Origin of the sequence: Phreatobacter sp., from assembly GCF_016793595.1 — a bacterium.
Classification (GTDB): Bacteria; Pseudomonadota; Alphaproteobacteria; order Rhizobiales; family Phreatobacteraceae; genus Phreatobacter.
This window is the reverse complement of the sequence record NZ_JAEULY010000006.1, coordinates 33,575-56,138: the sequence shown is the minus strand read 5'-3', so window position 1 is coordinate 56,138 and position 22,564 is coordinate 33,575. Positions and strand designations below refer to the sequence as shown.

19 protein-coding genes and 1 pseudogene are annotated in these 22,564 nt (G+C 67.7%); 16 read left to right on the top strand and 4 right to left on the bottom strand.

Annotated features, from left to right (window positions below; genetic code table 11):
- Positions 1 to 125 (top strand): annotated as a pseudogene (locus tag JNK84_RS10445) (IS5/IS1182 family transposase); the annotation flags it as partial.
- Positions 126 to 134: 9 nt separating this feature from the next.
- On the opposite strand, the gene JNK84_RS10440 reads toward JNK84_RS10445, so the two are convergent.
- The gene (locus tag JNK84_RS10440) at positions 135 to 791 is read right to left on the bottom strand and encodes a response regulator (protein WP_293423795.1); all 657 of its coding nucleotides are present in this window, start codon (positions 789 to 791) and stop codon (positions 135 to 137) included.
- 79 nt (positions 792 to 870) lie between these two features.
- Positions 871 to 1,689 (bottom strand): GntR family transcriptional regulator, encoded by an 819-nt coding sequence (locus tag JNK84_RS10435; RefSeq protein WP_293423787.1) that lies wholly within the window; start codon positions 1,687 to 1,689, stop codon positions 871 to 873.
- Positions 1,690 to 1,937: 248 nt separating this feature from the next.
- Here JNK84_RS10435 and JNK84_RS10430 point away from each other — a divergent pair, with 248 nt between their 5' ends.
- The 14 genes from JNK84_RS10430 to JNK84_RS10365 all read left to right on the top strand — a co-directional run bounded on the left by JNK84_RS10430 (position 1,938) and on the right by JNK84_RS10365 (position 19,163).
- Complete coding sequence (locus tag JNK84_RS10430) at positions 1,938 to 3,512, top strand: ABC transporter substrate-binding protein (protein WP_293423785.1); 1,575 nt, start codon at positions 1,938 to 1,940, stop codon at positions 3,510 to 3,512.
- A gap of 19 nt (positions 3,513 to 3,531) precedes the next feature.
- Positions 3,532 to 5,244, top strand: a complete 1,713-nt coding sequence (locus JNK84_RS10425) for an AMP-binding protein (RefSeq protein WP_293423783.1) — start codon at positions 3,532 to 3,534, stop codon at positions 5,242 to 5,244.
- A gap of 3 nt (positions 5,245 to 5,247) precedes the next feature.
- Positions 5,248 to 6,165, top strand: coding sequence for an ABC transporter permease (locus JNK84_RS10420; RefSeq protein ID WP_293423781.1), 918 nt, complete (start codon positions 5,248 to 5,250; stop codon positions 6,163 to 6,165).
- Entirely contained in the window at positions 6,158 to 7,039 is an 882-nt protein-coding gene (locus JNK84_RS10415) for an ABC transporter permease (RefSeq protein ID WP_293423779.1), read from the top strand. The genes JNK84_RS10420 and JNK84_RS10415 overlap by 8 nt, the downstream gene beginning before the upstream one ends.
- Positions 7,039 to 8,016: an ABC transporter ATP-binding protein gene (locus JNK84_RS10410; RefSeq protein ID WP_293423777.1), complete on the top strand. Its 978-nt coding sequence runs from the start codon at positions 7,039 to 7,041 to the stop codon at positions 8,014 to 8,016. Before JNK84_RS10415 ends, JNK84_RS10410 begins: the two co-directional genes overlap by 1 nt.
- The gene (locus tag JNK84_RS10405) at positions 8,016 to 8,978 is read left to right on the top strand and encodes an ABC transporter ATP-binding protein (RefSeq protein ID WP_293423775.1); all 963 of its coding nucleotides are present in this window, start codon (positions 8,016 to 8,018) and stop codon (positions 8,976 to 8,978) included. The genes JNK84_RS10410 and JNK84_RS10405 overlap by 1 nt, the downstream gene beginning before the upstream one ends.
- The gene (locus JNK84_RS10400) at positions 8,975 to 12,268 is read left to right on the top strand and encodes an acetyl-CoA carboxylase family protein (RefSeq protein WP_293423773.1); all 3,294 of its coding nucleotides are present in this window, start codon (positions 8,975 to 8,977) and stop codon (positions 12,266 to 12,268) included. Before JNK84_RS10405 ends, JNK84_RS10400 begins: the two co-directional genes overlap by 4 nt.
- 106 nt (positions 12,269 to 12,374) lie before the next feature.
- The gene (locus JNK84_RS10395; protein ID WP_367272311.1) at positions 12,375 to 13,217 is read left to right on the top strand and encodes a response regulator transcription factor; all 843 of its coding nucleotides are present in this window, start codon (positions 12,375 to 12,377) and stop codon (positions 13,215 to 13,217) included.
- A complete protein-coding gene (locus tag JNK84_RS10390) occupies positions 13,214 to 14,539 on the top strand; it encodes an ATP-binding protein (RefSeq protein ID WP_293423771.1) in 1,326 nt (441 codons plus the stop codon). Before JNK84_RS10395 ends, JNK84_RS10390 begins: the two co-directional genes overlap by 4 nt.
- Positions 14,540 to 14,878: 339 nt before the next feature.
- Complete coding sequence (locus tag JNK84_RS10385; RefSeq protein ID WP_293423769.1) at positions 14,879 to 16,402, top strand: TolC family protein; 1,524 nt, start codon at positions 14,879 to 14,881, stop codon at positions 16,400 to 16,402.
- Positions 16,403 to 16,412: 10 nt separating this feature from the next.
- Positions 16,413 to 17,834, top strand: coding sequence for a multicopper oxidase family protein (locus JNK84_RS10380; protein ID WP_293423767.1), 1,422 nt, complete (start codon positions 16,413 to 16,415; stop codon positions 17,832 to 17,834).
- Between the two features lie 15 nt (positions 17,835 to 17,849).
- Entirely contained in the window at positions 17,850 to 18,305 is a 456-nt protein-coding gene (locus tag JNK84_RS10375; protein ID WP_293423765.1) for a cupredoxin domain-containing protein, read from the top strand.
- Positions 18,306 to 18,328: 23 nt separating this feature from the next.
- Entirely contained in the window at positions 18,329 to 18,619 is a 291-nt protein-coding gene (locus JNK84_RS10370; RefSeq protein WP_293423763.1) for a copper-binding protein, read from the top strand.
- 82 nt (positions 18,620 to 18,701) lie between these two features.
- Positions 18,702 to 19,163, top strand: coding sequence for a DUF411 domain-containing protein (locus tag JNK84_RS10365; RefSeq protein WP_293423761.1), 462 nt, complete (start codon positions 18,702 to 18,704; stop codon positions 19,161 to 19,163).
- Between the two features lie 45 nt (positions 19,164 to 19,208).
- Here the strand turns inward: JNK84_RS10365 and JNK84_RS10360 are convergent, their stop codons facing one another.
- Together JNK84_RS10360 and JNK84_RS10355 are read right to left on the bottom strand one after the other, a co-directional pair.
- The gene (locus JNK84_RS10360; protein WP_293423759.1) at positions 19,209 to 19,475 is read right to left on the bottom strand and encodes a hypothetical protein; all 267 of its coding nucleotides are present in this window, start codon (positions 19,473 to 19,475) and stop codon (positions 19,209 to 19,211) included.
- Between the two features lie 104 nt (positions 19,476 to 19,579).
- Positions 19,580 to 20,026 (bottom strand): MerR family transcriptional regulator, encoded by a 447-nt coding sequence (locus JNK84_RS10355; protein WP_293423757.1) that lies wholly within the window; start codon positions 20,024 to 20,026, stop codon positions 19,580 to 19,582.
- A 68-nt stretch (positions 20,027 to 20,094) separates the two neighbouring features.
- On the opposite strand from JNK84_RS10355, the gene JNK84_RS10350 reads away from it, so the two are divergent.
- On the top strand, positions 20,095 to 22,500 hold the full coding sequence (locus JNK84_RS10350; RefSeq protein WP_293423755.1) for a heavy metal translocating P-type ATPase: 2,406 nt from the start codon (positions 20,095 to 20,097) through the stop codon (positions 22,498 to 22,500).
- The last annotated feature ends 64 nt before the right edge of the window (positions 22,501 to 22,564 follow it).

The following is a 22,564-nucleotide window of genomic DNA, read 5'->3' as shown; positions in this document are numbered from 1 at the left end:
GCGTCGAACGCATGTGGTGCAGGCTCAAGGACTTCCGGCGCGTCACAACCCGCTACGACAAGCTCGCCCGGAACTACCTCTCGACCGTCCTCATCGCCGCAACAACCGCATACTGGCTCAATTGAGTCCGGACCCTAGCGGATCTCGGGCAACCGCCAGCCATATCGGGAGATGGTCAGCGCTGCTTCGGTGCGATTCTGCACCTTGAGTGCGCGCATCAGCGACGTGACGTGATGTTTCACGGTCACTTCGGCGATCGACAGCGATCGTGCAATGGCCTTGTTGCTGCGCCCCTCCACCAGAAGGGCGAGGACATGCAGCTGCCGCTCGGTGAGCCCGAGGTCAGCGGCTGTGGGTACCCGCGCATCCGGAGCGGCCGTCGTGCCGGGCTGGCGGGTGGGCCAGACCTCTGGCGGAATATAGGTGCCGCCCGCCAGAATCAGGCCGAGAGCGCCGGCCATCACCGCGCGCGGCACGGATTTGGGAATGAACCCGGTGGCGCCGGCATCCAGCGCCTCCGCCATGACATCGCGATCCGTGGTGCTGGACAGAACGGCGACCGTGGCCCGCGGCCGCCGTTCGCGAATGGCCTTGAGAAGCTGCAGCCCGTCGCTGTCGGGCAGCCCCAGATCGAGAATGACGAACTGAGCATCGGGCGCGCGCTCGACAATGCCCATTGCGCCGCGCGCGGAATCCGCCTCCGCGATGACGGCATCGCGCGCGACCTCCGCGAGTATGGCGCGAAGCGCGTCCCTGATCAGCGCATGATCGTCGACGAGGAGGATGTGCATCGGCACGACGTTGCCCGAGCGGCAGTTCCGACGCAAACAGCCGATTGCCCGCGCGCTCCCGACCTGGCGGCGGCCGAGCCTATCGCTGGCGGCCGACGGTCGCGGCCGGTGACCCGTAAATGACCCTGTGGCTGCTGACCGTTTCCGAGCGAACCTGGCTCAGGGTCGCGATCACCTGGTCGCGCGAGGTGTACATGATGTCCCAGACCGCCCGCTCGGCAGCGGCCTCTTCCCCCGCGTGAACGGCGCGGCTCACCTCGGTCCAGATCACCGCCGATTCGCGTCGCCGCTCGGGCGTTATGAAGTCGAGCGGTCGCTGGCGCCAGATGAACCCCCAGATGGAGCGATCGCCCTGGTCGCGCAGGAAGTCGGCGAGATAATCGCTGCCGCAATGGCGGTAGAGCGCCGCGCCGAGCCGCCCGTTGGCCATGGCGAACTCCATGGAATCGATATTCGTGTCGCCGACCGCCCGTTCCAGTGCTTCCGCCCGACCCTTCAGGTCGGCGAGACCGGCAATTGGGTGGAGACGGGCGAGGTATGAGGCCGCGAGACCGAGCAGGCGCGCGCGGATGTTGAACATGTCGGCGATCAGGTCGAGCGACAGCGGAACCGCATAGGCCCCGCGACGCGGATAGATGCGCACGAGGCCGCGTGTCTCCAGCGCCCGCAGCGCATCGCGGACCGGGCCGCGGCTCACCCCGTAATCATCGGACAGTTTTTGCTCGACGATGCGCTCGCCTTCGGCGTAGCGCCCCTCGACGATGGCCATGCCGAGCTGCTCGACGATCTGCTCGGGCAGCGTTCTGAGGCGCGATCCGCGCCCGTCGCCCGTCGCGGTCCGGATCCGCTCGCCCGGAGCGGCAGGGGTCTGCGCTTGTTCTGTCGTCTCAAGGACCATGGTCGATCCGTTTGCGGCTCGGTGCCGGCACGGAATTGTCCCGCGCGCATCGCAATCGAGCATCTAACCCGCCATGCGCGTGCACGCCACCGCACGGCGTCGAGCCATGCAACATCGGCAGCCGAGCGGTGTCAATTGTTAACAATTAACGGTTGACAGGAACTGTGGGCAGGTGCTCGGATCGACCCATAGCGCTGCACGGCAACGGCCGGACAACGACAGCGCGGAAGATCTGGGAGAAAAACGCGATGCTGAGCAGGCGCGACCTCGTCCTGTCCGCGGCCCTTGTTGCCGCATCTCATCCCTTGAAGGCCCAAGGCGGCCCCGCGCAGGGCAGTCTGACGCTTGCCTTCGGCGCCGAGCCGACGACCCTCGATCCCGTGCGCTACTCCGCCGGCGTCGACACCTATGGCGTCGGGCAGCTGTTCGAGCAGCTCACCCGGCCCGACCCATCGGGCACGATGCGGAACTGGCTCGCGGAGAGCTACGAGATCGTCGGCACCGAGGAGAAACCGATCATCGATATCCGCATTCGCCGTGGCGTGAAATTCCACAACGGCGACCCTCTCACCTCGGCGGATTTCGAGTTCTCCTATCAGCGCCTGCGCGATCCCGCGCAGAGCCGCTGGTCGCATCTGCAGGCAGCCGTCGAGCGGTTCGAGATCGTCGATGATCACCGCTTCAAGCTGCATTTCAAGGAACCGAACGCCGTCTACGTCGAGCGCTACCTCCAGCTCTGGGCCATGCCGAAGCGCTATTTCGAGCAGGTGGGCCCGGACGGGTTTGCGCGCGCGCCGGTCGGCACCGGGCCCTGGAAGCTCGTATCCTGGAAGCCGAAGGAGGAGATGCAGCTCGAGGCCTTCGACGACTACTGGAACCGCGATCATCGGCCGGGCGTGAAGGCGGTCACGATCAAGTTCATCCCGGAAGACCTGACCCGCGTCGCCGCCTTCAAGACCGGGGCCGTGGACTGGATCGACGCCGTGCCGCCGGCCCTCGTCGAGGAGTTCAAGGCGATGCCGAACGTGGAGACCACCTCGGTCATCAGCGGCAACAATCTGTTTCTCAACTTCGGCACCCACATGCCGAATTCGCCGTTCAAGGATGTGCGGGTCCGGCAGGCCGCGGCCCATGCCATCAACTTCGACACGATCATCCGCCGCGTCCTGTTCGGTCAGGGCCAGCGCTATGCGGAGATCGGCGAAGGCTCGACCGGCTACGATCCCGAGCTGAAGCCCCTTCCCTATGATGTCCGCAAGGCCCGCGACCTCATGCGGCAGGCGGGCTTCCCGAACGGCCTCGACACGCCGTTCTACAACCTCACCACGCCGCGGGAACCGAACATCAAGGAGATGGGCGAAGCCTGCGCCACCTATCTCACCGCCGTCGGCATCCGCTGCCGCATTGTCCAGCTGGAATACGGCGCGTGGATCAATCTCGGCCGGCGCGGCCGCTCGGGCCCGCCCGACATGGACGGCATCATCTCGTGGATGTGGTCGCACGACGTTCCCGGCGATCCCGGAACCGCCTGGGCCGGCCATCTCCACAGCTTCAAGGCCGGGCAGGGCTGGGGCAGTTACTCCTACACGGAGGACGACGAGATGGACGCCCTCGTCAAGCAGCAGCAGCGCATCATGGATCGCGGCAAGCGCGCCGAGCTTCTGCGCAAGATCGCCCGCCGCAAGCGCGACGAGGTGCTTGGCGGGCTGACCACATACCGACCGCTGATCACCATCGCGTGGCGCAAGGACAAGGTCTCGTTCAAGGGCTGGCCCTGGCCGGGCTACTACCGGAACCTCCAGGAAATCGGCCTGAAGCGCTGAGCGGGCGGGAGCCATCGACATGGATGCGGCAGCCTATGACGCGCGTCTCGACGCGCTATGGCGGAAGAACTGGCCGGCGGAGGTTTCGCCCAGGCTCGCCTATCCCTTTGGCGAGATTCCGCTCGGCGACTATCTGCGCCGGCGGGCGCTGGAAGCCCCCGACAAGCCCGCGCTGATCTTCTACGGCACGGTGATCACCTATGCCGAGCTCGACCGGCTGAGCGACAGATGCGCCGCGCTGCTGAGCCAGCACGGCGCGAAGTCCGGCGACCGCATCGCCGTGTTCCTGCAGAGCAGTCCGCAATTCGTCATCGCCTTCTACGGCATCCTGAAGCTCGGCTGCGTGCACGTGCCGGTGAACCCGATGTTCCGGGAGCACGAACTCGAATACGAGCTCAACGACACCGACGCGGAAATCATCGTCGCGCAGGACACTCTGATCGATCTCGTCCGTGCCGTTCGCGACCGGACGAAGGTTCGCACCGTCTTTTCGACCAGCATCGCCGAGATGCTGCCGGCCAATGCGACGCTCCCCGTGCCGGCCGGCCTCGATCAGTCGCCGGTGGCTCATGCCGACGCGATCGATTTCATGGCCGCCCTGCGCGCCGTCACGGGCGCCCCGCCGCGGGTCGATATCGACCTCGATGCCGTCGCCGCGCTCAACTACACCGGCGGCACGACCGGCATGCCCAAGGGCTGCGTCCATACCCAGAGGCACATGATCTACACCGCCGCGACCGTCTGCTCGCGCGACAGCGGGCAGTCGCGGGACCGGGTGCGCGTCAATTTCATGCCGCTGTTCTGGATCGCCGGCGAAAATGCCGGCCTGATCGTGCCGGTCTTCGCCGGCGCGACGTTGATCCTGCTCGCCCGCTGGGACCCTGTCGGCTGGATGGCTGCGGTCGATCGCTACAAGGTCGAGACCGCCGGACTGCTCGTCGACAATGCCGTTCAGGTGATGGATCACCCCGATGTCGGCCGCTACGACCTGACTTCGCTCAAGACCACGACCTGCTCCTCCTTCGTCAAGAAGCTGAACCTCGCCTTCCGCGAGCGCTGGAAAACACTGACCGGTGCGACGCTGATCGAGGCGGCCTGGGGTATGACCGAGACGCATACCAACGACACGTTCACCCTCGGCATGCAGCAGGACGACTGGGATCTGAAGACCCAGCCGGTCTTCGTCGGCCTGCCGGTGCCCGGCACGCGCTTCCGCATCTGTTCCTTCGAGACCGGCGAGATCGTACCACTCGGCACCGAGGGCGAGATCGTCGTCTCTTCGCCTTCGCTCCTCACCCACTACTGGAACAAGCCCGAGGCCAGCGCCGAGTCGATCCGCGGCGACTGGTTTCACACCGGCGACATCGGCATGCTCGACGAGGAAGGCTACCTGCACTTCCTTGGCCGCAGGAAGGAGATGCTCAAGGTCAATGGCATGAGCGTCTTCCCGTCCGAGATCGAGGCCCTGCTCGGCCAGCATCCCGCGATCCTCGGCTCGGGCGTCATCGGCGTCGACGACGAGCGGCGCGGCCAGGCGCCACTGGCCTTCGTGATCGTCGATCGGGTCAAGGCGCCGGATCTCTCAGCCGACGACCTGCGCCAGTGGTGCGCGAAGAACATGGCGACCTACAAGGTGCCGGCGTTCCGCATCGTCGATGCCCTGCCGATGACCGCTACCGGCAAGGTCAAGAAGGAGGAGCTGAAGAGGCTTCTCGACCCGGTCGGGACCTAGCCCATGTGGCGCTTCGTCCTTCGCCGTGCCGGCAATGGTGTCGTCAGCATCCTTGGCGCCAGTTTGGTGATCTTCATGATCTCGCGGCTGTCGGGCGACCCGATCACGCTGATGATGCCGCCCGACGCGCCGCCGCAGGCGATCGAGGCCATGCGTGTGGCGCTCGGCCTCGATCGGCCGCTCTGGACGCAATATTGGATCTTCGTCACCAATGCCCTGACGGGTGATTTCGGAAATTCCTACCGCTGGCAGCAACCGGCGCTGAACCTCGTTCTGGATCGGCTGCCGGCAACCGTCGAGCTTGCTGTGGCGGCGCTGGTCTTCAGCGTCAGCGTCGCCGTGCCGCTCGGCGTCCTGTCGGCCGTCTATCGCGGCGGCTGGGTCGATCGCCTGGGCCGCATCCTCGCCATGCTGGGTCAGGCCATGCCGAACTTCTGGGTCGGCCTGATGCTGATCCTCGTCTTCGCCGTCGGCTTCGGGTGGCTGCCAGCCTTCGGTCGCGGTGGCCCCGAACATCTCATCCTGCCGGCCATCGCCCTCGGCTGGTATCCCGTCGCCGCCCAGATGCGGATCGTCCGCTCAGGGATGCTGGACGTCCTCGAAAGCGACTACATCCGTTTGAGCCGCGCGCTCGGTACGCCCGAGCGCCTGCTGGTCTGGAAATACGCCTTCCGCAACGCCGCGGTGCCGCTGCTCACCATGCTCGGCGTCTACTTCGCCGCCATGCTCGGCGGCGCCTTCATCGTCGAGGTGATCTTTGCCTGGCCGGGCATCGGCCGGATGGTGGTCGAGGCGGTGTTCGCCCGCGACTTCCCCGTCGTGCAGGCCGGCGTGTTGTTCTCATCGATCCTGTTCGTCATGTCGAACCTGCTGGTCGACATTTCCTACGGCATCGTCGACCCGCGGATCCGCAATGACTGACGTCGTGCAAGCTCCGATCCCCATGCCGCGCATGGCCTGGCTGGCCCGTCTGAAGGGCGCGCCGGTGATCCCGCTCGTCATCCTCGGCACGGTCGTCTTCTGCGCCATCGCCGGGGGGCTCGTCGCACCCTTCGACCCCAACGATGCCGATCTCGACGCGGCCTTCCAGCCACCCTTCTGGGCGAGGGAAGGGTCCTGGTCCCATCCGCTCGGCACCGACAATCTCGGCCGCGACATCCTCTCTCGCATCATCGCCGGCTGCCGGGTCTCGGTCATCGTCTCGCTCTACGCCATCGCCTTCTCGGGCGCGATCGGCGCGCTGGTCGGCATGATCTCCGGCTATTTCGGCGGACGTGTCGACCAGGTCATCATGCGCCTCGTCGAAATCCAGATGTCGATCCCCTCGATCGCGCTCGCGCTGCTGCTGGCAGCGGCGTTGCAGCCCGGCCTCGGAACGGTCGTGATCGTCATCGTGTTCACCTACTGGACCTGGTACGCGCGCATCATTCGCGGCGAGATCCTGTCGCTGAAGACCCGTGACTATGTCGCCTTCGCGCGCGTCGCCGGCGTCTCGACGCCGGTGATCCTCCTGCGCCATCTCCTGCCCAACATCATGAACACGCTCCTCGTCCTGGCGACGCTGCAGGTCGGGCAGGTCATCATCTTCGAGGCTTCGCTGTCCTTCCTCGGGCTCGGCATCCAGCAGCCCGACGTGTCGTGGGGCCTCATGCTGTCCGACGCGCGCCAGTACATCTCCAACGCCTGGTGGGCGATCACCATGCCCGGCATCGCGATCATGCTGACCTGCCTCGCCGCCAACCTGTTCGGCGACTGGCTGCGCGACCGCCTCGACCCGCGCCTGAGGCAGATGTGATGACCGCGCCCGTTCTCGCCATCGAAGGCCTCAAGACGCATATCCATCTGAAGCGCGGCGTGGTGCGCGCCGTCGATGGTGTCGACCTGACGGTTGGCGCGGGCGAGACGCTTGGCCTCGTCGGCGAATCCGGTTCGGGAAAATCGATGACCGGACTGTCCATCCTGCGCCTCCTGCCGAAGGGCGCCGGCAAGATCGTCGCCGGTTCGATCCGCCTCGACGGCGAGGAGCTGACGACCCTTCCCGAGAAGGTTCTGGCGCGCGATGTTCGCGGCCGGCGTGTCGCAATGATCGCGCAGGACCCGATGACATCGCTCAACCCGGTCTTCTCGATCGGCGATCAGGTGTCCGGCCCGTTCCGCTATCATGGCGGCTTGCCGCGACAGGAAGCGCGCGCGGCGGCCGTCGATGTGCTCCAGCGCGTCCGCATACCCTCGCCCGAGATGCGCCTCGGCGACTATCCGCACCAGTTCTCCGGCGGCCAGCGCCAACGCATCGTCACTGCCATGGCCATTGGCCGCGGCCCGCGCCTGCTGATCGCCGACGAGCCGACCACCGCGCTCGATGTGACGATCCAGGCGCAGATGATCGCCTTGCTGCGCCGGCTCCAGCAGGAAAGCGGCGCCGGCATCATCCTGATCACCCACGATCTCGGCGTCGCGGCCAGCCTCTGCAACCGGATCGCGGTCATGTATGCCGGCCGCATCGTCGAGACCGGACCCGTGCGCGAGGTCTTCCGCAACCCGGCCCATCCCTATACGCGCGCGCTGCTCGCCGCGATCCCCAAGCTCGGCAGCCGTGGCCGCCGCCTTGTCGCCATTCCCGGCCAGCCGCCGAGCCTCATCGACCCGCCGGCCGGCTGCCGCTTTGCCGCGCGCTGCCCGCTCAAGGTCGCGGCCTGCGAGGCCTATCCGCAGACCAGCGCGGTCGGCCCGGACCACAGCGTCGCCTGCTGGCGCGCGGGGGAGGCCGCCTGATGCTCGTCCTCGATCAGGTCTCCAAGCACTACGGCGCGGTGAAAGCCGTTGACGGCGTCAGCCTGACCGTCCCGGAAGGCCAGACGCTGGCGCTGGTCGGCGAGTCCGGCTGCGGCAAGACCACGCTCGCCAAGCTCATCCTCATGCTGGAGAAGCCGACGACAGGTCGCATCCTGTTCGACGGTCAGGACCTCGCGCAGATGAGCCGGTCGCAGCTCAAGGGCTACCGCCGGCAGGTGCAGGCGGTGTTTCAGGACCCCTATGCCTCGCTCAATCCGCGCCTGCGTGTCGCCAGCATCGTCGCCGAGCCGATCCTTGCCCATGAGCGGCCCGATCGCGCCGGCCTGAAGAAGCGGGTCGAGGAACTGCTGGATCACGTCGGCCTTCCTGCCTCGGCCGCCTCCCTGTTCCCGCACGAGTTCTCGGGCGGTCAGCGGCAGCGCATCGCGATTGCGCGCGCGCTTGCATTGCGTCCGCGTCTCATGGTCCTCGACGAGCCGGTATCCGCGCTCGACGTCTCGATCCGCGCGCAGGTGCTGAACCTCCTTGCCGACATCCAGCAGGAGTTCTCGCTCACCTATCTGGTCATCGCCCACGACCTCGCGCTGGTGGAGCATTTCTCCACGCAGACGGCCGTCGCCTATCTCGGCCGCATCGTCGAGCACGGTTCGACCGAGGACGTATTCGGAGCGCCGTCTCATCCCTATACGCGTGCCCTGCTCGAGGCGGTGCCGCAGCCTGACCCCGATCACGTCCTGCCGGACGCAGCCCTGCTCGGCGAGATCGCCAGCGCCCTCGACCCGCCTTCCGGCTGTCACTTCCATCCGCGCTGCCCCGTCGCTGTCCCGATCTGCCCGCGCGAGCGGCCGGCGGAGTTCAGCGCTCCCGGCGCGGGCCACACCGCGGCCTGCCACTTGCTGGCGGCCGCCCGCCCGCTCGAACACGCCACGTCATCGCCATGAGCTTCTCCTCGATCCTGATCGCCAATCGCGGCGAAATCGCCATTCGCATCGCGCGCGCCGCGGCCAGTCTCGGCCTGCGCTCCGTCGCCGTGCATTCCGCCGATGATGCGGGCTCGCTTCACGTCCTGCGGGCGGAGGATGCCGTTGCCCTGCCGGGGCGGGGCGCCGCCGGCTATCTCGACATCGATGCGATCGTGGCGGCGGCGAAAGCCGCCGGCTGCGACGCGGTCCATCCCGGATATGGCTTTCTTAGCGAGAACGCCGCCTTTGCCGAGGCCTGCGCGGCGGCGGGGCTCATCTTCATCGGCCCGACGCCGGACATGCTGCGCCTCTTCGGCGACAAGACGGCCGCGCGCGAGCTTGCCTCCGCCTGCGGCGTTCCGGTGCTCGGTGGCTCCGAGCGATCGTCCGATGTCGCCTCGGCGCAGGCCTTTCTGGCGGCGCTTGGTCCAGGCGGCGCGGTCATGGTCAAGGCGGTGGCCGGCGGCGGCGGGCGCGGCATGCGCGTCGCTCGCAATGCCGCCGAGCTCGACGAGGCCTGGACGCGGTCCTCGTCCGAGGCGCGGGCCGCCTTCGGCAACGGCGATCTCTATGTCGAGGAACTGATCGCGGAAGCGCGCCACATCGAGGTGCAGATCCTTGGCGACGGCCGTGACGTGGTGCATCTCGGCGAGCGCGAATGCACGCTCCAGCGCCGGCATCAGAAGCTGGTCGAGGTCGCGCCGAGCCCGACGCTCGGCGAGGCGCTGCGCGGCAGGATCACCGAGGCCGCCGTCACCATGGCGCGCCGGGTCGGTTATCGCAGCCTCGGCACGTTCGAATTCCTCGTCGATGCCGCGCATGCGGATCGTTTCGTCTTCATCGAAGCCAATCCGCGCCTGCAGGTCGAGCACACGGTCACGGAGGCGGTGACCGGCATCGACCTCGTGCAATCGCAGATCCGCATCGCTGCCGGCGCCAGCCTGAATGAGCTCGGCCTGACCCAGTCGCAGGTTCCCGCTCCGCGCGGCCACGCCATTCAGCTGCGCATCAACATGGAGACCATGCAGGCGGATGGCGGTGCCCTGCCGGCGGGCGGTCAACTATCGGTCTACGAGCCGCCGGGTGGCGTGGGCATCCGCGTCGACGGCTTCGGCTATTCCGGTTACCGGACGAGCGCGGCCTTCGACTCGCTGCTGGCCAAGCTGATCGTGCACGAGCCCGCGCCGGACTACGCTTCGGCCATCCGCGCGGCGCGCCGGGCGCTCGGCGAGTTCCGGATCGAGGGCGTTGCCACCAATGCCGCTTTCCTCCGGGCGCTGCTCGCCCGCGAGGATGTCTTGGCCAACCGGGTGACGACCCGCACCATCGATGTGCTCGCCGGCGCCCTCGTGGCCGAGGCGGCGCAGGAGAAGGCTTCCGTGCTCGCCGCAGCGCCGGGTGCCGCCGCTGCCGCGCCGGCAGTCCAGGGCCCGCCCGGGACGGAACCGGTCAACGCGCCGATGGCTGGCCTCGTCGTTGCCCTCGACCTTGCGGTCGGTCAGCAGCTTCGCCCCGGCGCGACGGTGGCCGTGCTCGAAGCGATGAAGATGGAGCATGTCATTGCGACGCCGACCGGCGGCATTGTTCGCAGGGTCGATGCGGCCAAAGGCGAGGTGGTCAATCCCGGCCAGCCGATCGTTCATATCGAGCCGCGCGAGGTCGATGCGGAAGGCGCGACGGAGACGGTCGCCGTCGATCTCGACGCCATCCGTCCGGACCTCGCCGAGGTGATCGCCCGCAAGCGCCTGACGCTGGACGAGGCACGGCCGGAGGCGGTGGCCCGGCGCGCCCGGACGGGCGGACGCACGGCGCGCGCCAATGTCATGGATCTCTGCGATCCCGGCAGCTTCATGGAATATGGCGCCCTCGCCGTCGCCGGCCAGCGCAGCCGCCGGTCGATGGAGGAGCTTCTGCGCGTTTCCCCCGCCGACGGCGTGGTTACCGGTTGGGGCACGGTCAATGCCGAGCTGGTCGGACAGGAGCGTGCCTCGACCGTGGTCGTCGCCTACGACTATTCGGTGCTCGCCGGCACGCAGGGGACTTTTGGGCACGGTAAGCAGGACCGCATCTTCAATATCGCCGCCGAACTGCATCGCCCGCTGGTGCTGTTCGCCGAGGGCGGCGGCGGGCGGCCCGGCGAGACCGACAAGGAGCACCTGAAGTCAGCTTCGCTGGACGTCCCGACCTTCTCGGCCCTGGCGCGGCTATCCGGGCTCATCCCGCTCGTCGGCGTCGTCAACGGCCGCTGCTTCGCCGGCAATGCCGCGCTGCTCGGCTGCTGCGATGTGATCATCGCCACCAAGAACTCGAATATCGGCATGGGCGGCCCCGCCATGATCGAGGGCGGCGGCCTCGGCGTCTTCAAGCCCGAGGAGATCGGTCCGTCCGACGTCCAGTGGCGCAACGGCGTCATCGATATTCTGGTGCGCGACGAGGCCGAAGCGGTCTCGGTGGCCAAGCGCTATCTGTCCTATTTCCAGGGGACGCTGAAAGACTGGTCGGCGGCAGACCAGCGCGTCCTGCGCAACACCATCCCCGAGAACCGGCTGCGCTCCTACGATGTCCGCACGGTTATCGAGAGCCTCGCCGATACGGGTTCGGTGCTCGAACTGCGGGGCGGCTTCGGCCATGGCATGGTCACCGCGCTGATCCGCATCGAAGGCCGCCCCATGGGCCTGATCGCCAACAACCCGCTGCATCTCGGCGGCGCCATCGATGCCGAGGCGGCGGACAAGGCCGCGCGCTTCCTGCAGATGTGCGACGCCTTCGACCTGCCGGTGGTCTCCCTCTGCGATACGCCGGGCTTCATGGTCGGCCCCGATGTGGAGGCGACCGCACAGGTGCGCCGCGTCTGCCGCATGTTCGTCGGCGGGGTGAACCTCTCGGTGCCCTTCTTCACCGTCGTGCTTCGCAAGGGCTACGGCCTCGGCGCGCAGGCCATGGCCGCCGGCTGCTTCCACAATCCGATGTTCAACGTGTCCTGGCCGACCGGCGAGTTCGGCGGCATGGGCCTCGAAGGCGCGGTCAGGCTCGGCTATCGCAACGAGCTTGCCGCCATCGAGGATCCCGACAAGCGCGAGGCCGAATATCGCCGCCGGGTCGATGCGCTCTATGCCCGCGGCAAGGCGATCAACATGGCCTCGCTGCTGGAAGTCGACGACGTGATCGATCCCGCCGACACGCGCGGCTGGATCAGCCGCGGCCTGATGACGGTTGCCCCGGCCCTGCCGCGCCGCGGCAAGAAGCGGCCCTTCGTCGACACCTGGTGATCGGGGCGACCGTCGGTTCCGACGCGCGATGATTCCGAGTCACTCGGGAGGGGCTCGGATGTGCGGTGAGGCTGCGCGGACGAGACCGACCGTACGGATGCAGGCCATGCTGGCCGATCCGGCGCGGCAACATTTCGCAACAATTGGGCAACACGGCCGCAATGGTGCATTTTCAGGGTGTCCGGCCCTTTTTAGGACCTCGCCTGGAATGAACAGCCCACCGACCGAAAGCCTGACCGGCACGCACGTCCTGCTGGTCGACGACGACGCCAGCATCAGGCAGCTCGTCGCCAAGTTCCTGCGCTCGCACGGCTTCAAGGTCTCGGTGTCGGCGGATAGCCGCGACACCCGGGAGTTCCTGACTCACAACGCGCCGCAGCTGATCCTGCTCGACGTGATGCTGCCCGGCGCGAGCGGCTTCGAGCTGTGCCGTGAGATCCGCGCCAAATCCGCCGTGCCGATCATCATGCTGACCGCGCGCACCGACGATACCGACCGTATCGTCGGTCTTGAGATTGGCGCCGACGACTACGTGACCAAGCCGTTCAATCCCCGGGTGCTGCTGGCGCGGATCAATGCGGTGCTGCGGCGCAGCATGCTGCCGCGCGACGACGGCCCGGCCGGGCTGCCCCGCCGCTACCGTTTCGAGGGCTGGACGGTAGACCCCTTGCGTCGCGACCTGATCAATCCTGCCGGCATCGCGATCGATCTGACCAGCGGCGAGTTCGACCTTCTGCTGGCGCTGGTGGAGGCGCCCCAGCGCGTGCTGTCGCGCGACTACCTGCTGGATGCCTCCAAGAACCGCATCTCGACGGGCTTCGACCGAAGCATCGATGTGCAGATGAGCCGTCTGCGCAAGAAGCTCGGCGCGGGCGACGAGACCAGCTCCATGATCAAGACCGTGCGCGGCATCGGCTATATGTTCGCGCCGCCGGTGCGCCGCGAATGATCGCCTCGCTGAACACGATCACCGCCCGTACGGTGCTGGTGCTGTTCGTCGCCATGGGCCTGCTCCATGTGGCGAGCCTGTCGACCTATCGATCGGCGGTCGAGATGGAGCTCGCCTCCAACAATCTCGTCCAGATGACCGATAGACTGGTCGGCATCCGCCGGGCGGTGATGCGGGTCGAGCCGGCCGAACGGGAAAAGGTTGCCCATGCGCTGGCGGGTGGGCCGATCGATGTCCACTGGAGCCTTACCGAGCATGCAGTGACGCGCGGCCAGGTCGCGGAGCCGCTGCCGGGCCTTCTGGAGGAATTGCGGCGGCGGGAGCCCGAACTTGCCGGGGGCGGGCTCATCGCCGGAGCGAGTTCACCGCTTGCGGCCGATCCGCACGTGACTGTGATCTCGATGGGGCTGCCGGACCGGAGCTGGGTCAATGTCAGCATCCTGGACATTCGCGCCGGCCGCACCTCGAGCCATGGCACTGTCTATTCAACGACCGTGATGACCGTCGGTCTGGCCCTTGCCGCCATCGTGCTGGTGCGCTGGCTGACCGGGCCCTTGCGCGCCTTTGCCGGCGCGGCCAACCAGTTCGCCGCCGGCGCGCAGGTCGTGACGGTGCCCGAACGGGGCCCCGAGGAGCTTCGGCAACTCGCCGCCGCCTTCAACGACATGCAGGTCAAGATCAAGAAGCTCCTGGACGACCGCACGCAGACGCTGGCGGCGATCTCGCACGACCTGCGCTCGCCGCTGACACGTCTGAAGCTGAGCGTCGAGGATCTGCCGCCGGCCCAGCGCGAGGAGATGACCGCCGCCATCGAGGAAATGGAGGTCATGATCGAGGGCACGCTGGCCTTCCTGAAGAGCGACCGTCTGGACGAACCGGTGCGCGCCGTCGATCTGGTGTCCATCGTGGAGACGGTCACCCTCGACTTCATGGATCAGGGCAGGCGGGTATCCCTCAAGGTGCCTGACGCGCTCGTGGTCAACGGCCGCAAGGTGGCGCTGAAGCGCGCCGTCACAAATGTCATCGACAATGCCCTGAAATATGGCGGCTCCGCCGAAGTCTCGGTGCAGCAGGTCGAGGGCAAGGCGCTTGTCAGCGTTCGCGACCACGGGCCGGGCATCCCCCCGGCCGAACGGGAGGCGGTCTTCGCGCCGTTTCATCGCCTCGAAGGCTCCCGCAACAAGGAGACGGGCGGCGTGGGGCTTGGCCTCACGGTCTCGCGGTCGGTGGTGCGCGCCCATGGCGGCGAGGTCACCGTTGGCGAGGCCGAAGGTGGCGGGCTGCTGGTCACGATGGAAATCCCGCTCGCCGGACCTGCGTAACAATTTGCAATGAACGGGAAATACGCCCGGCCGGACCCGATGCTACCCATGCCGCCGAAGCATTGCATAAGGGCTTGGCATGTCGGTTTCCCGGTTCGCTTGGCGGTCAGCACTCCGCCCGGGTTTGGTTGTCGTCGCAACGATCGGCGTCGCGGCCTGCACTGAAACACGCTCGCCGGCCGACATGGGCCTTGAGGTCGCCGATCCGGCGTCTGCTCGCCGGGTTCATTACGATTCGGTCGTGAGGGGCTTCACGCCCTACCGCCCCGTGGGCCCCGTGGACTGGCGTCGGAGCAATCAGAGCGTCGCTCCGTCCGGTTCTCAGGCGCGGTGACGATCATGGCCACGGCATTCTCCCCCGCATCCGCTCCCGTGTTGTCGCGGGCTGTCCGCAACTCGCTCGGCGGCGCGATGATTCTGGCGCTTGGCGGGTGCGCCACCTACTCCCCTGACGGTGGGCTGAGCGTCGCGCGCGAGACCGCATCGCGCGAACTGCGTCAGGACACGGTGCGACTGCGCGGCCCCGAGGACGTGGCGCGTGCCAATGAGCGTGTCCGTCTGCTGCTTCGATCGTCGCTGTCCGCCGATGCGGCGGTGCAGATCGCCCTGCTCAACAACCGTGGACTGCAGGCCGCCTATAACGATCTCGGCATTGCCGAGGTTCAGTACGTGCAGGCGGGCTTGCCGCCCAGCCCGACGCTGTCGCTGGCGCGGCTGGTGAGTACCGGCGGCACGCTGGAGATCGAGCGGCAGCTGCTGGTCAACATCCTCGGCCTCGCGACCCTGCCGCAGCGCCGGGCGATAGCGGAAGCGCGCTTCACCCAGGCGCAGCTGCGCGCGGCCGAGGAGACCCTGCGCCTCGCCGGCGCGACCCGCCGCACCTATTACCGCGCCGTCGCGTCGCGCCAGCTGGTGGCGGCTCTCACCCAGGCCCAGTCGGCGGCCCGAACGGCGTCCGAGCTGTTCAAGCGTCTCGGCGAGACCGGGGCGGTCAACCGCCTCGATCAGGCCCGCGAGCACGTCTTCTATGCGGACGTCACCGCACAGCTCGCGCGGGCGCGCCTGCAGGAGCGCGCGGATCGCGAGCGGCTCGTCCGCCAGCTCGGCTTGTGGAGCAATGTCGCGGACCTCAAGCTGCCGGGCCAGTTGCCCGGTCTCCCCGCCCGCGCGCTCGCGCGCGAGAACATCGAGCGCGAGGCGCTGAACAAGCGCATCGACCTGCGTATTGCGAGGCTTGAGATCGATGGCGTCGGCCGGCAATTCGACCTGACGCAATGGTCGCGGTTCCTCAACGTCCTCGAAGTCCGCGGCATCCTCAACAACGAGCGCTCGCCGGTCACCGAAACCACCTATCGCCTCGACAACGGCAACCTGGTCCAGGATCGGCATCAGGAGATCGAGCGCACGCGCGTCTCCGGCCTGGAACTGGAATTCCAGATCCCGCTCGACCTCGGCGAAGGCCGAATCCGTGAGGCGCGCGAGGGCTATCTGCGCTCGGTCAACCGGCTGATCGAGAAGGCGGTCAATGTGCGCTCCGAGGCGCGCGAGGCCTATCAGCGCTATCGCGGCTCCTACGATTTCGCCCGGCATTATCAGGGTCAGATTCTGCCGCTGCGCCAGATCATCGCTGACGAGAGCCTGCTTCGCTACAACGCCATGCTGACCGACGTCTTCCCACTGCTGCAGGAGGCGCGCGCGCGTATTGCCGCCAATGCGACCGCCATCGAGGCCCGCCGCGATTTCTGGATAGCCGCCACCGACCTCCAGCTGGTGGTCATCGGGGGCGCCGGAGCGGGCGGCGGAGGTGCCGAAGGCGCCAGCGCGGCTGCCGTTGCCGGCGCTGGCGGCGCGGCCGGTCATTAGGAGAAAGCCGATGTCAGTTTCCCGCCGAGGATTCATGAGCCGCGCCGGCGCCGGCCTCGCTCTGGTCGGCGCCACCCAGGTCAGCGGCCACGCCCAGGTCGCGAGCCTGCCGGATCTCGCCACGATGGACAGCCCGCAGACGCAGCCGCCTCTGACGCCCTCCACCGGGCCCGACTACCAGCCCGTGGTGACGCTGAACGGCTGGACCCTGCCGTTCCGCATGAACGGCGACTGGAAGGAATTTCACCTGGTCGCCGAGCCCGTGGTGCGCGAGATCGCTCCGGGGATGAAAGCGCATCTGTGGGGCTATAACGGCCAGAGCCCGGGCCCGACTATCGAGGCGGTGGAAGGCGACAAGGTCCGCATCTTCGTCACCAACCGGCTGCCGGAAAGCACGGCCGTCCACTGGCACGGCCAGATCCTGCCGAACGGCATGGACGGCGTCGGTGGCCTGACCCAGCCGCATATCCCTGCCGGCAAGACCTTCGTCTACGAGTTCCAGCTCCAGAAGAGCGGCACGTTCATGTACCACCCGCATTCGGACGAAATGGTCCAGATGGCGATGGGCATGATGGGCTTCTTCGTCGTCCATCCCCGCGATCCCGCCCTGCATCGCGTCGATCGCGACTTCGTCTTCCTGCTGCAGTCCTACGACATCGATCCCGGCACCTACGTGCCGAAGGTCGCGACCATGACCGACTTCAATCTGTGGTGCATCAACAGCCGCACATGGCCGGGGCTGGACCCGCTCGTGGTGCGCAAGAGCGACCGCGTCCGGGTGCGCGTCGGCAACCTCACCATGACCAACCACCCCATTCACATGCATGGCTACGACTTCGAGGTCACCTGCACGGATGGCGGCTGGGTGAGGCCGGAGGCGCGCTGGCCCGAGGTCACGATCGACGTGCCGGTCGGCGCCATGCGGGCCTATGAATTCCACGCCGTTCATGAAGGCGACTGGGCGCTCCACTGCCACAAGGCGCACCACACGATGGGGCCCATGGGCCATGACGTGCGGACAATGATCGGCGTCGATCAGCACCAGGTCTCGCGGGCGATCCGCAACATCGTTCCCGGCTTCATGCCGATGGGCAGCGCGGGCATGGGCGAGATGGGCTCGATGGAGATGCCGCTGCCGGCCAACACTCTGCCGATGATGACCGGCGACGGACCGTTCGGGCCGGTCGAGATGGGCGGCATGTTCACGACGGTGAAGGTCCGTGAGGGCATTGCGGCCGGCGACTACAAGGATCCCGGCTGGTACCAGCACCCGCCCGGCACCGTTTCCTACGAATGGAAGGGCGCGCCGCCGCCCGCGCCCGCTCGCGCCGCCGCGCCGCCCGGACCCGAGCCGACCGCCCGCGTCCTCGATCGCGCCGCCCGCCGTGCCCGCCGCGGCAATGGCGGCGGCGGACACCACTCGAACCACTAGCAACGGAGCCCTTCCTTGACCCACTTTCCCCGGCTCATGGCCGCCGCCGCCGGCATGCTGATCTCCACCGCGACCATGGCCCACGGACCCGACGCGGCCGGCGAAGCTGGAAACCGCGCCCAGGTCAACAAGACCATCGAGATTCGGATGATCGAACAGAACGGCCGCATGCTGTTCACCCCGCCGCAGGTCACCATCAACCGCGGCGACACCGTCCGTTTCATCGTCCGCAATTCAGGCGCGCTCGAGCACGAGATGGTCATCGACACGCTTGAGGGAAATCAACGCCACAAGGTGCAGATGCAGGCCAATCCGGACATGGAACATGCCGACCCGAACGCGGTGCGTGTCGAGTCCGCCAAGGTCGGCGAAATCGTCTGGAAATTCACCCATAGCGGCGTCTTCGAATACGCCTGCCTGATCCCCGGTCACTACGAAGCCGGCATGCACGGCCGCATCACCGTTCGCTAGAGCGAGCAGCAAGGAGAACGCACATGAAGATCGCTTCGACCCTCGGCCTTGCCGGCGCCATGCTGGCGGCGAGCCTGTCCGTCGCCTCGGCCCAGTCGATCAACGGCGAGGTCGTGAAGATCGAGACCGATCGCGGCCGGATCACATTAAAGCACGGCGCGATCCCCAATCTCGACATGGACCCCATGACCATGGTGTTCCGCGTGGCCGATCCGGCCATGCTGCAGCAGGTCAGGCAGGGGGATCGCGTCACCTTCGAGGCCTCGCGCGTCAACGGCAGCATCACGGTCACGCGTATCCAGCGCGCCCGCTGACCAGCGGGGTCATGATTCACCGTCACAGGCCCGCGGCTCGTGTCGCGGGCCATCGGTATTTGGAGGAACGGCAATGGATTTCATGTCGAGACGCCTGTTCGTCGCAGCCGCCGGCACGCTGCTGGTCAATGGGCCCGCCTGGGCGAATGCCCGCGCGCTGGTCGTGTTCCGCGACGAGAATTGCGAGTGCTGCGGTGCCTGGGTGGAGCATATGAAGGCGGCGGGCTTCGAGGCGGATGTCCGCATCGACCCGCTGATGAACCGCAGGAAGACGGAGCTGGGCGTGCCGCCCGCCCTCCGTTCGTGTCACACGGCGCAGATCGGCGGCTATGTCCTCGAGGGTCACGTCCCGGCGGCGGAGGTGAAGCGGCTTCTGGAAACTCGCCCGCAGGCGAGCGGTCTGGCGGTTCCGCGCATGCCGGTCGGCTCGCCCGGCATGGAAGCCCCCGGCGCCGAGCCCGACCGCTACGATGTCGTCCTGTTCTCGGGCGAGCGGACGTCGGTGTTCGCCACCTATCTCGGCGACCAGAAGCAGGTGCGATAAGGGCCGCGCGGTGCGGCGCGGCCCCTCGACATGCTAACCGGTCGGTCAGCGAGCCGGCCGGCGGATCGAAGCGGTGGAGTCCGGAGCCGGGCCCTGCCGCTCCTCGAGCCGCCGGACCGACTGGCGGTCGGCGCGCGGAACACCGAAATGGCCGCCGAACGATCGCTCCAGGCCGCTGGGGCGGCCCTGCTGCACGTCGAGGAACTCGTGGCGCTCCTGCTCCTCCTGGCTCAGGGTGGTGGGATAGGGGTCCGCCTGCGCGAGCGGCGGGAACAGGGCGAGGGCGAAAGCGGCAGAAGCAATGTGCTTCATCTTGGTCTCCATACGTCCGCTATGGACGATGGAGCTTGTAGGCTGGCGGCATCTCGCCCGGTTGTCCCGTCGGTTTCGGAACCTGCCGCGCGCGTATCGTTTTCTTACCGGCCGGCAGCGACGCGCGCCTTCGCCCCGGGCCGGGCCAGGGGTGGGCTGTGATGGTCGGCGAGTTCATCCATGATCGGGCAATGCGCCCGGTGGCCGGCGCGTTCGCAGGAGGTCATCAGCCCTCGCAGCGTGCCGATCATGCCCGTGATCTTCCTCGCCTGCGCCTCAAGCTCCGAGACATGGGACGCGGCGAGCGCGCGCACCTCGTCGTTGCTGCGGCCGGTATTGCCCCAGAGCTCCAGCAGATCCTGGATGCGCGGGATCGAGAAGCCCAGGTCGCGGGCGCGCCTGACGAAAACCAGCCGATGCACGTCGTCCTCGGCATAGTCCCGATAGCCGCTTTCCAGACGATCCGCAGACGGCACGAGGCCGATCGACTCGTAGTACCGGATCATTTTCGCCGAGACGCCGGAACGCTTTGCCGCCTGCCCGATATTCATGGTCACAACCCTCTTGACCTTCCAATGATGGGAAGGCCTAGGGTGTCCGTCAAGAGAGGTAGAACATCATGAGCGCACACGATCACGCCACGCCGAACGGCTCCTGCTGCGGCGGCGGACATGGCCATGGCGGCCACCACGATCATCATCGCCATCACGGGCCCGGCGCGGCTGCCGATGCCGGCAAGGTCAAGGACCCCGTATGCGGCATGACGGTCGATCCGGCGACCGCCAAGCATCGCACCACCCACGAGGGTCACGACCACTTCTTCTGCTCGGCGGGGTGCAAGACCAAGTTCGAGGCAGACCCGCAGAAGTATCTGAACCCCGCGCCGGCCAAGGCCGAGGACGTGCCGGAAGGCGCCGTCTACACCTGCCCGATGCACCCCGAGGTGCGGCAAATCGGGCCGGGAAGCTGTCCCATCTGCGGCATGGCGCTGGAGCCGCTTCTCGTCACCGCCGATTCAGGCCCCAATCCCGAGCTCGCCGACATGACGCGGCGGTTCTGGATCGGCCTCGTTCTGACTGTCCCCGTCTTCTTCCTCGAGATGGGGCGGCATCTTTTGGGCCTCGATCACACGATCAGCGGCCAGACCTCCAATTGGTGGCAGCTGGCGCTCGCAACCCCCGTCGTCCTGTGGGCCGGCTGGCCGTTCTTCGAACGGGGCTGGGCGTCCGTCGTCAGCTGCAACCTCAACATGTTCACGCTGATCGCCATCGGCACCGGCGTCGCCTGGACCTACAGCATCGTCGCCACCGCGGTGCCGGGGCTGTTCCCGTCGGCCTTCCGCGGCCATGACGGCTCGGTCGCGGTCTATTTTGAGGCGGCGGCCGTGATCACCGTGCTGGTGCTTCTCGGACAGGTGCTGGAGCTCAAGGCGCGCGACAGCACCAGCGGCGCCATCCGCGCGCTGCTCGACCTTGCACCCAAGACCGCCAAGCGCATCCGCGAGGACGGCAGCGAGGATGAAGTGCCGGTTGATGCGCTGCAGGTCGGCGACATGGTTCGCGTCCGCCCCGGCGAGAAGGTGCCGCTCGACGGCGTCGTCGTGGAAGGCCGCTCGGCGGTCGATGAATCGCTGGTCACCGGCGAATCCATGCCTGTCACCAAGACCGTCAATGAGAAGGTCATTGGCGGCACGCTCAACCAGTCGGGTGCACTGGTGATCCGCGCGGAGAAGGTTGGCTCCGACACGATGCTGTCGCAGATCGTCCAGCTGGTCGCCAGCGCGCAGCGGTCGCGCGCGCCGATCCAGCGCCTGGCCGACCAGGTTTCCGCCTGGTTCGTGCCGGGCGTCATGCTCGTCGCCGTCGTCGCGTTCTTCGCCTGGTACATGTTCGGACCATCGCCGCAATTCGCCTACGGGCTCGTCGCTGCCGTGGCCGTGCTGATCATCGCTTGCCCCTGCGCGCTCGGCCTCGCGACGCCGATGTCGATCATGGTGGGTGTCGGCCGTGGCGCGCAGGCCGGTGTCCTGATCCGTGACGCCGAGGCGCTGGAGCGGATGGAGAAGGTCGACACGCTGATCATCGACAAGACCGGCACGCTCACAGCCGGCCGGCCGGCGGTCACGTCCCTGGTTCCCGCCGGCGGGTTCGACGAGGCGGAGCTGCTGGCGATTGCCGCGAGCGCCGAGAAGCCGAGCGAGCACCCGCTCGCCATGGCGATCGTCGAGGCCGCGCAGAAGCGGGGTATCGCGACCCGGCCGGTCACCGATTTCGACTCGCCCACCGGCAAGGGTGTCATTGGCGTCATTGTCGGCAAGCGCGTGCTGCTTGGCAATGCGAAGTTCCTCGCCGAACAGGGCGTTGCGACCGCCAGCCTCGCCGCCCAGGCCGACAGTCTCAGGGGTGACGGCGCCACCGTGATCTTCGTTGCGGTGAACGGCGCGCCCGCCGGCCTCGTCGCCATCGCCGACCCGGTCAAGCCGACGACGCCTCAGGCGCTGGCGGAACTGCGCGCCGAAGGCCTGCGGATCGTCATGCTCACCGGCGACAACCGCACGACCGCCCTGGCGGTGGCTCGCCAACTCGACATCGACGATGTCGAGGCCGACGTCCTGCCGGACGGCAAGGCCGATGTCGTGGCGCGCTATCGCCAGCAGGGCCGGGTGGTCGCCATGGCCGGCGACGGTGTCAACGACGCTCCGGCCCTCGCGACGGCCGATGTCGGCATCGCCATGGGCACCGGCACCGACGTTGCCATGGAGAGCGCCGGCATCACGCTCCTCAAGGGCGATCTGATGGGTCTGGTTCGCGCGCGCCGGCTCTCGGCCACGGCCATGAGCAATATCCGCCAGAACCTGTTCTTTGCCTTCGCCTACAATGCGCTGGGCGTTCCCGTCGCTGCCGGTATCCTCTATCCGGCCTTCGGCCTGCTGCTGTCGCCGATGATCGCGGCGGCGGCGATGGCGCTGTCCTCGGTCAGCGTCATCGGCAACTCGCTCCGCCTGCGAGGCGCGCGTCTCGGCTGACCCCGTCGGGTGCATTGCCGCGAGGCTGGCGTCGCCCAGCCTCGCGGGCCCGTTCTGCGGTCGG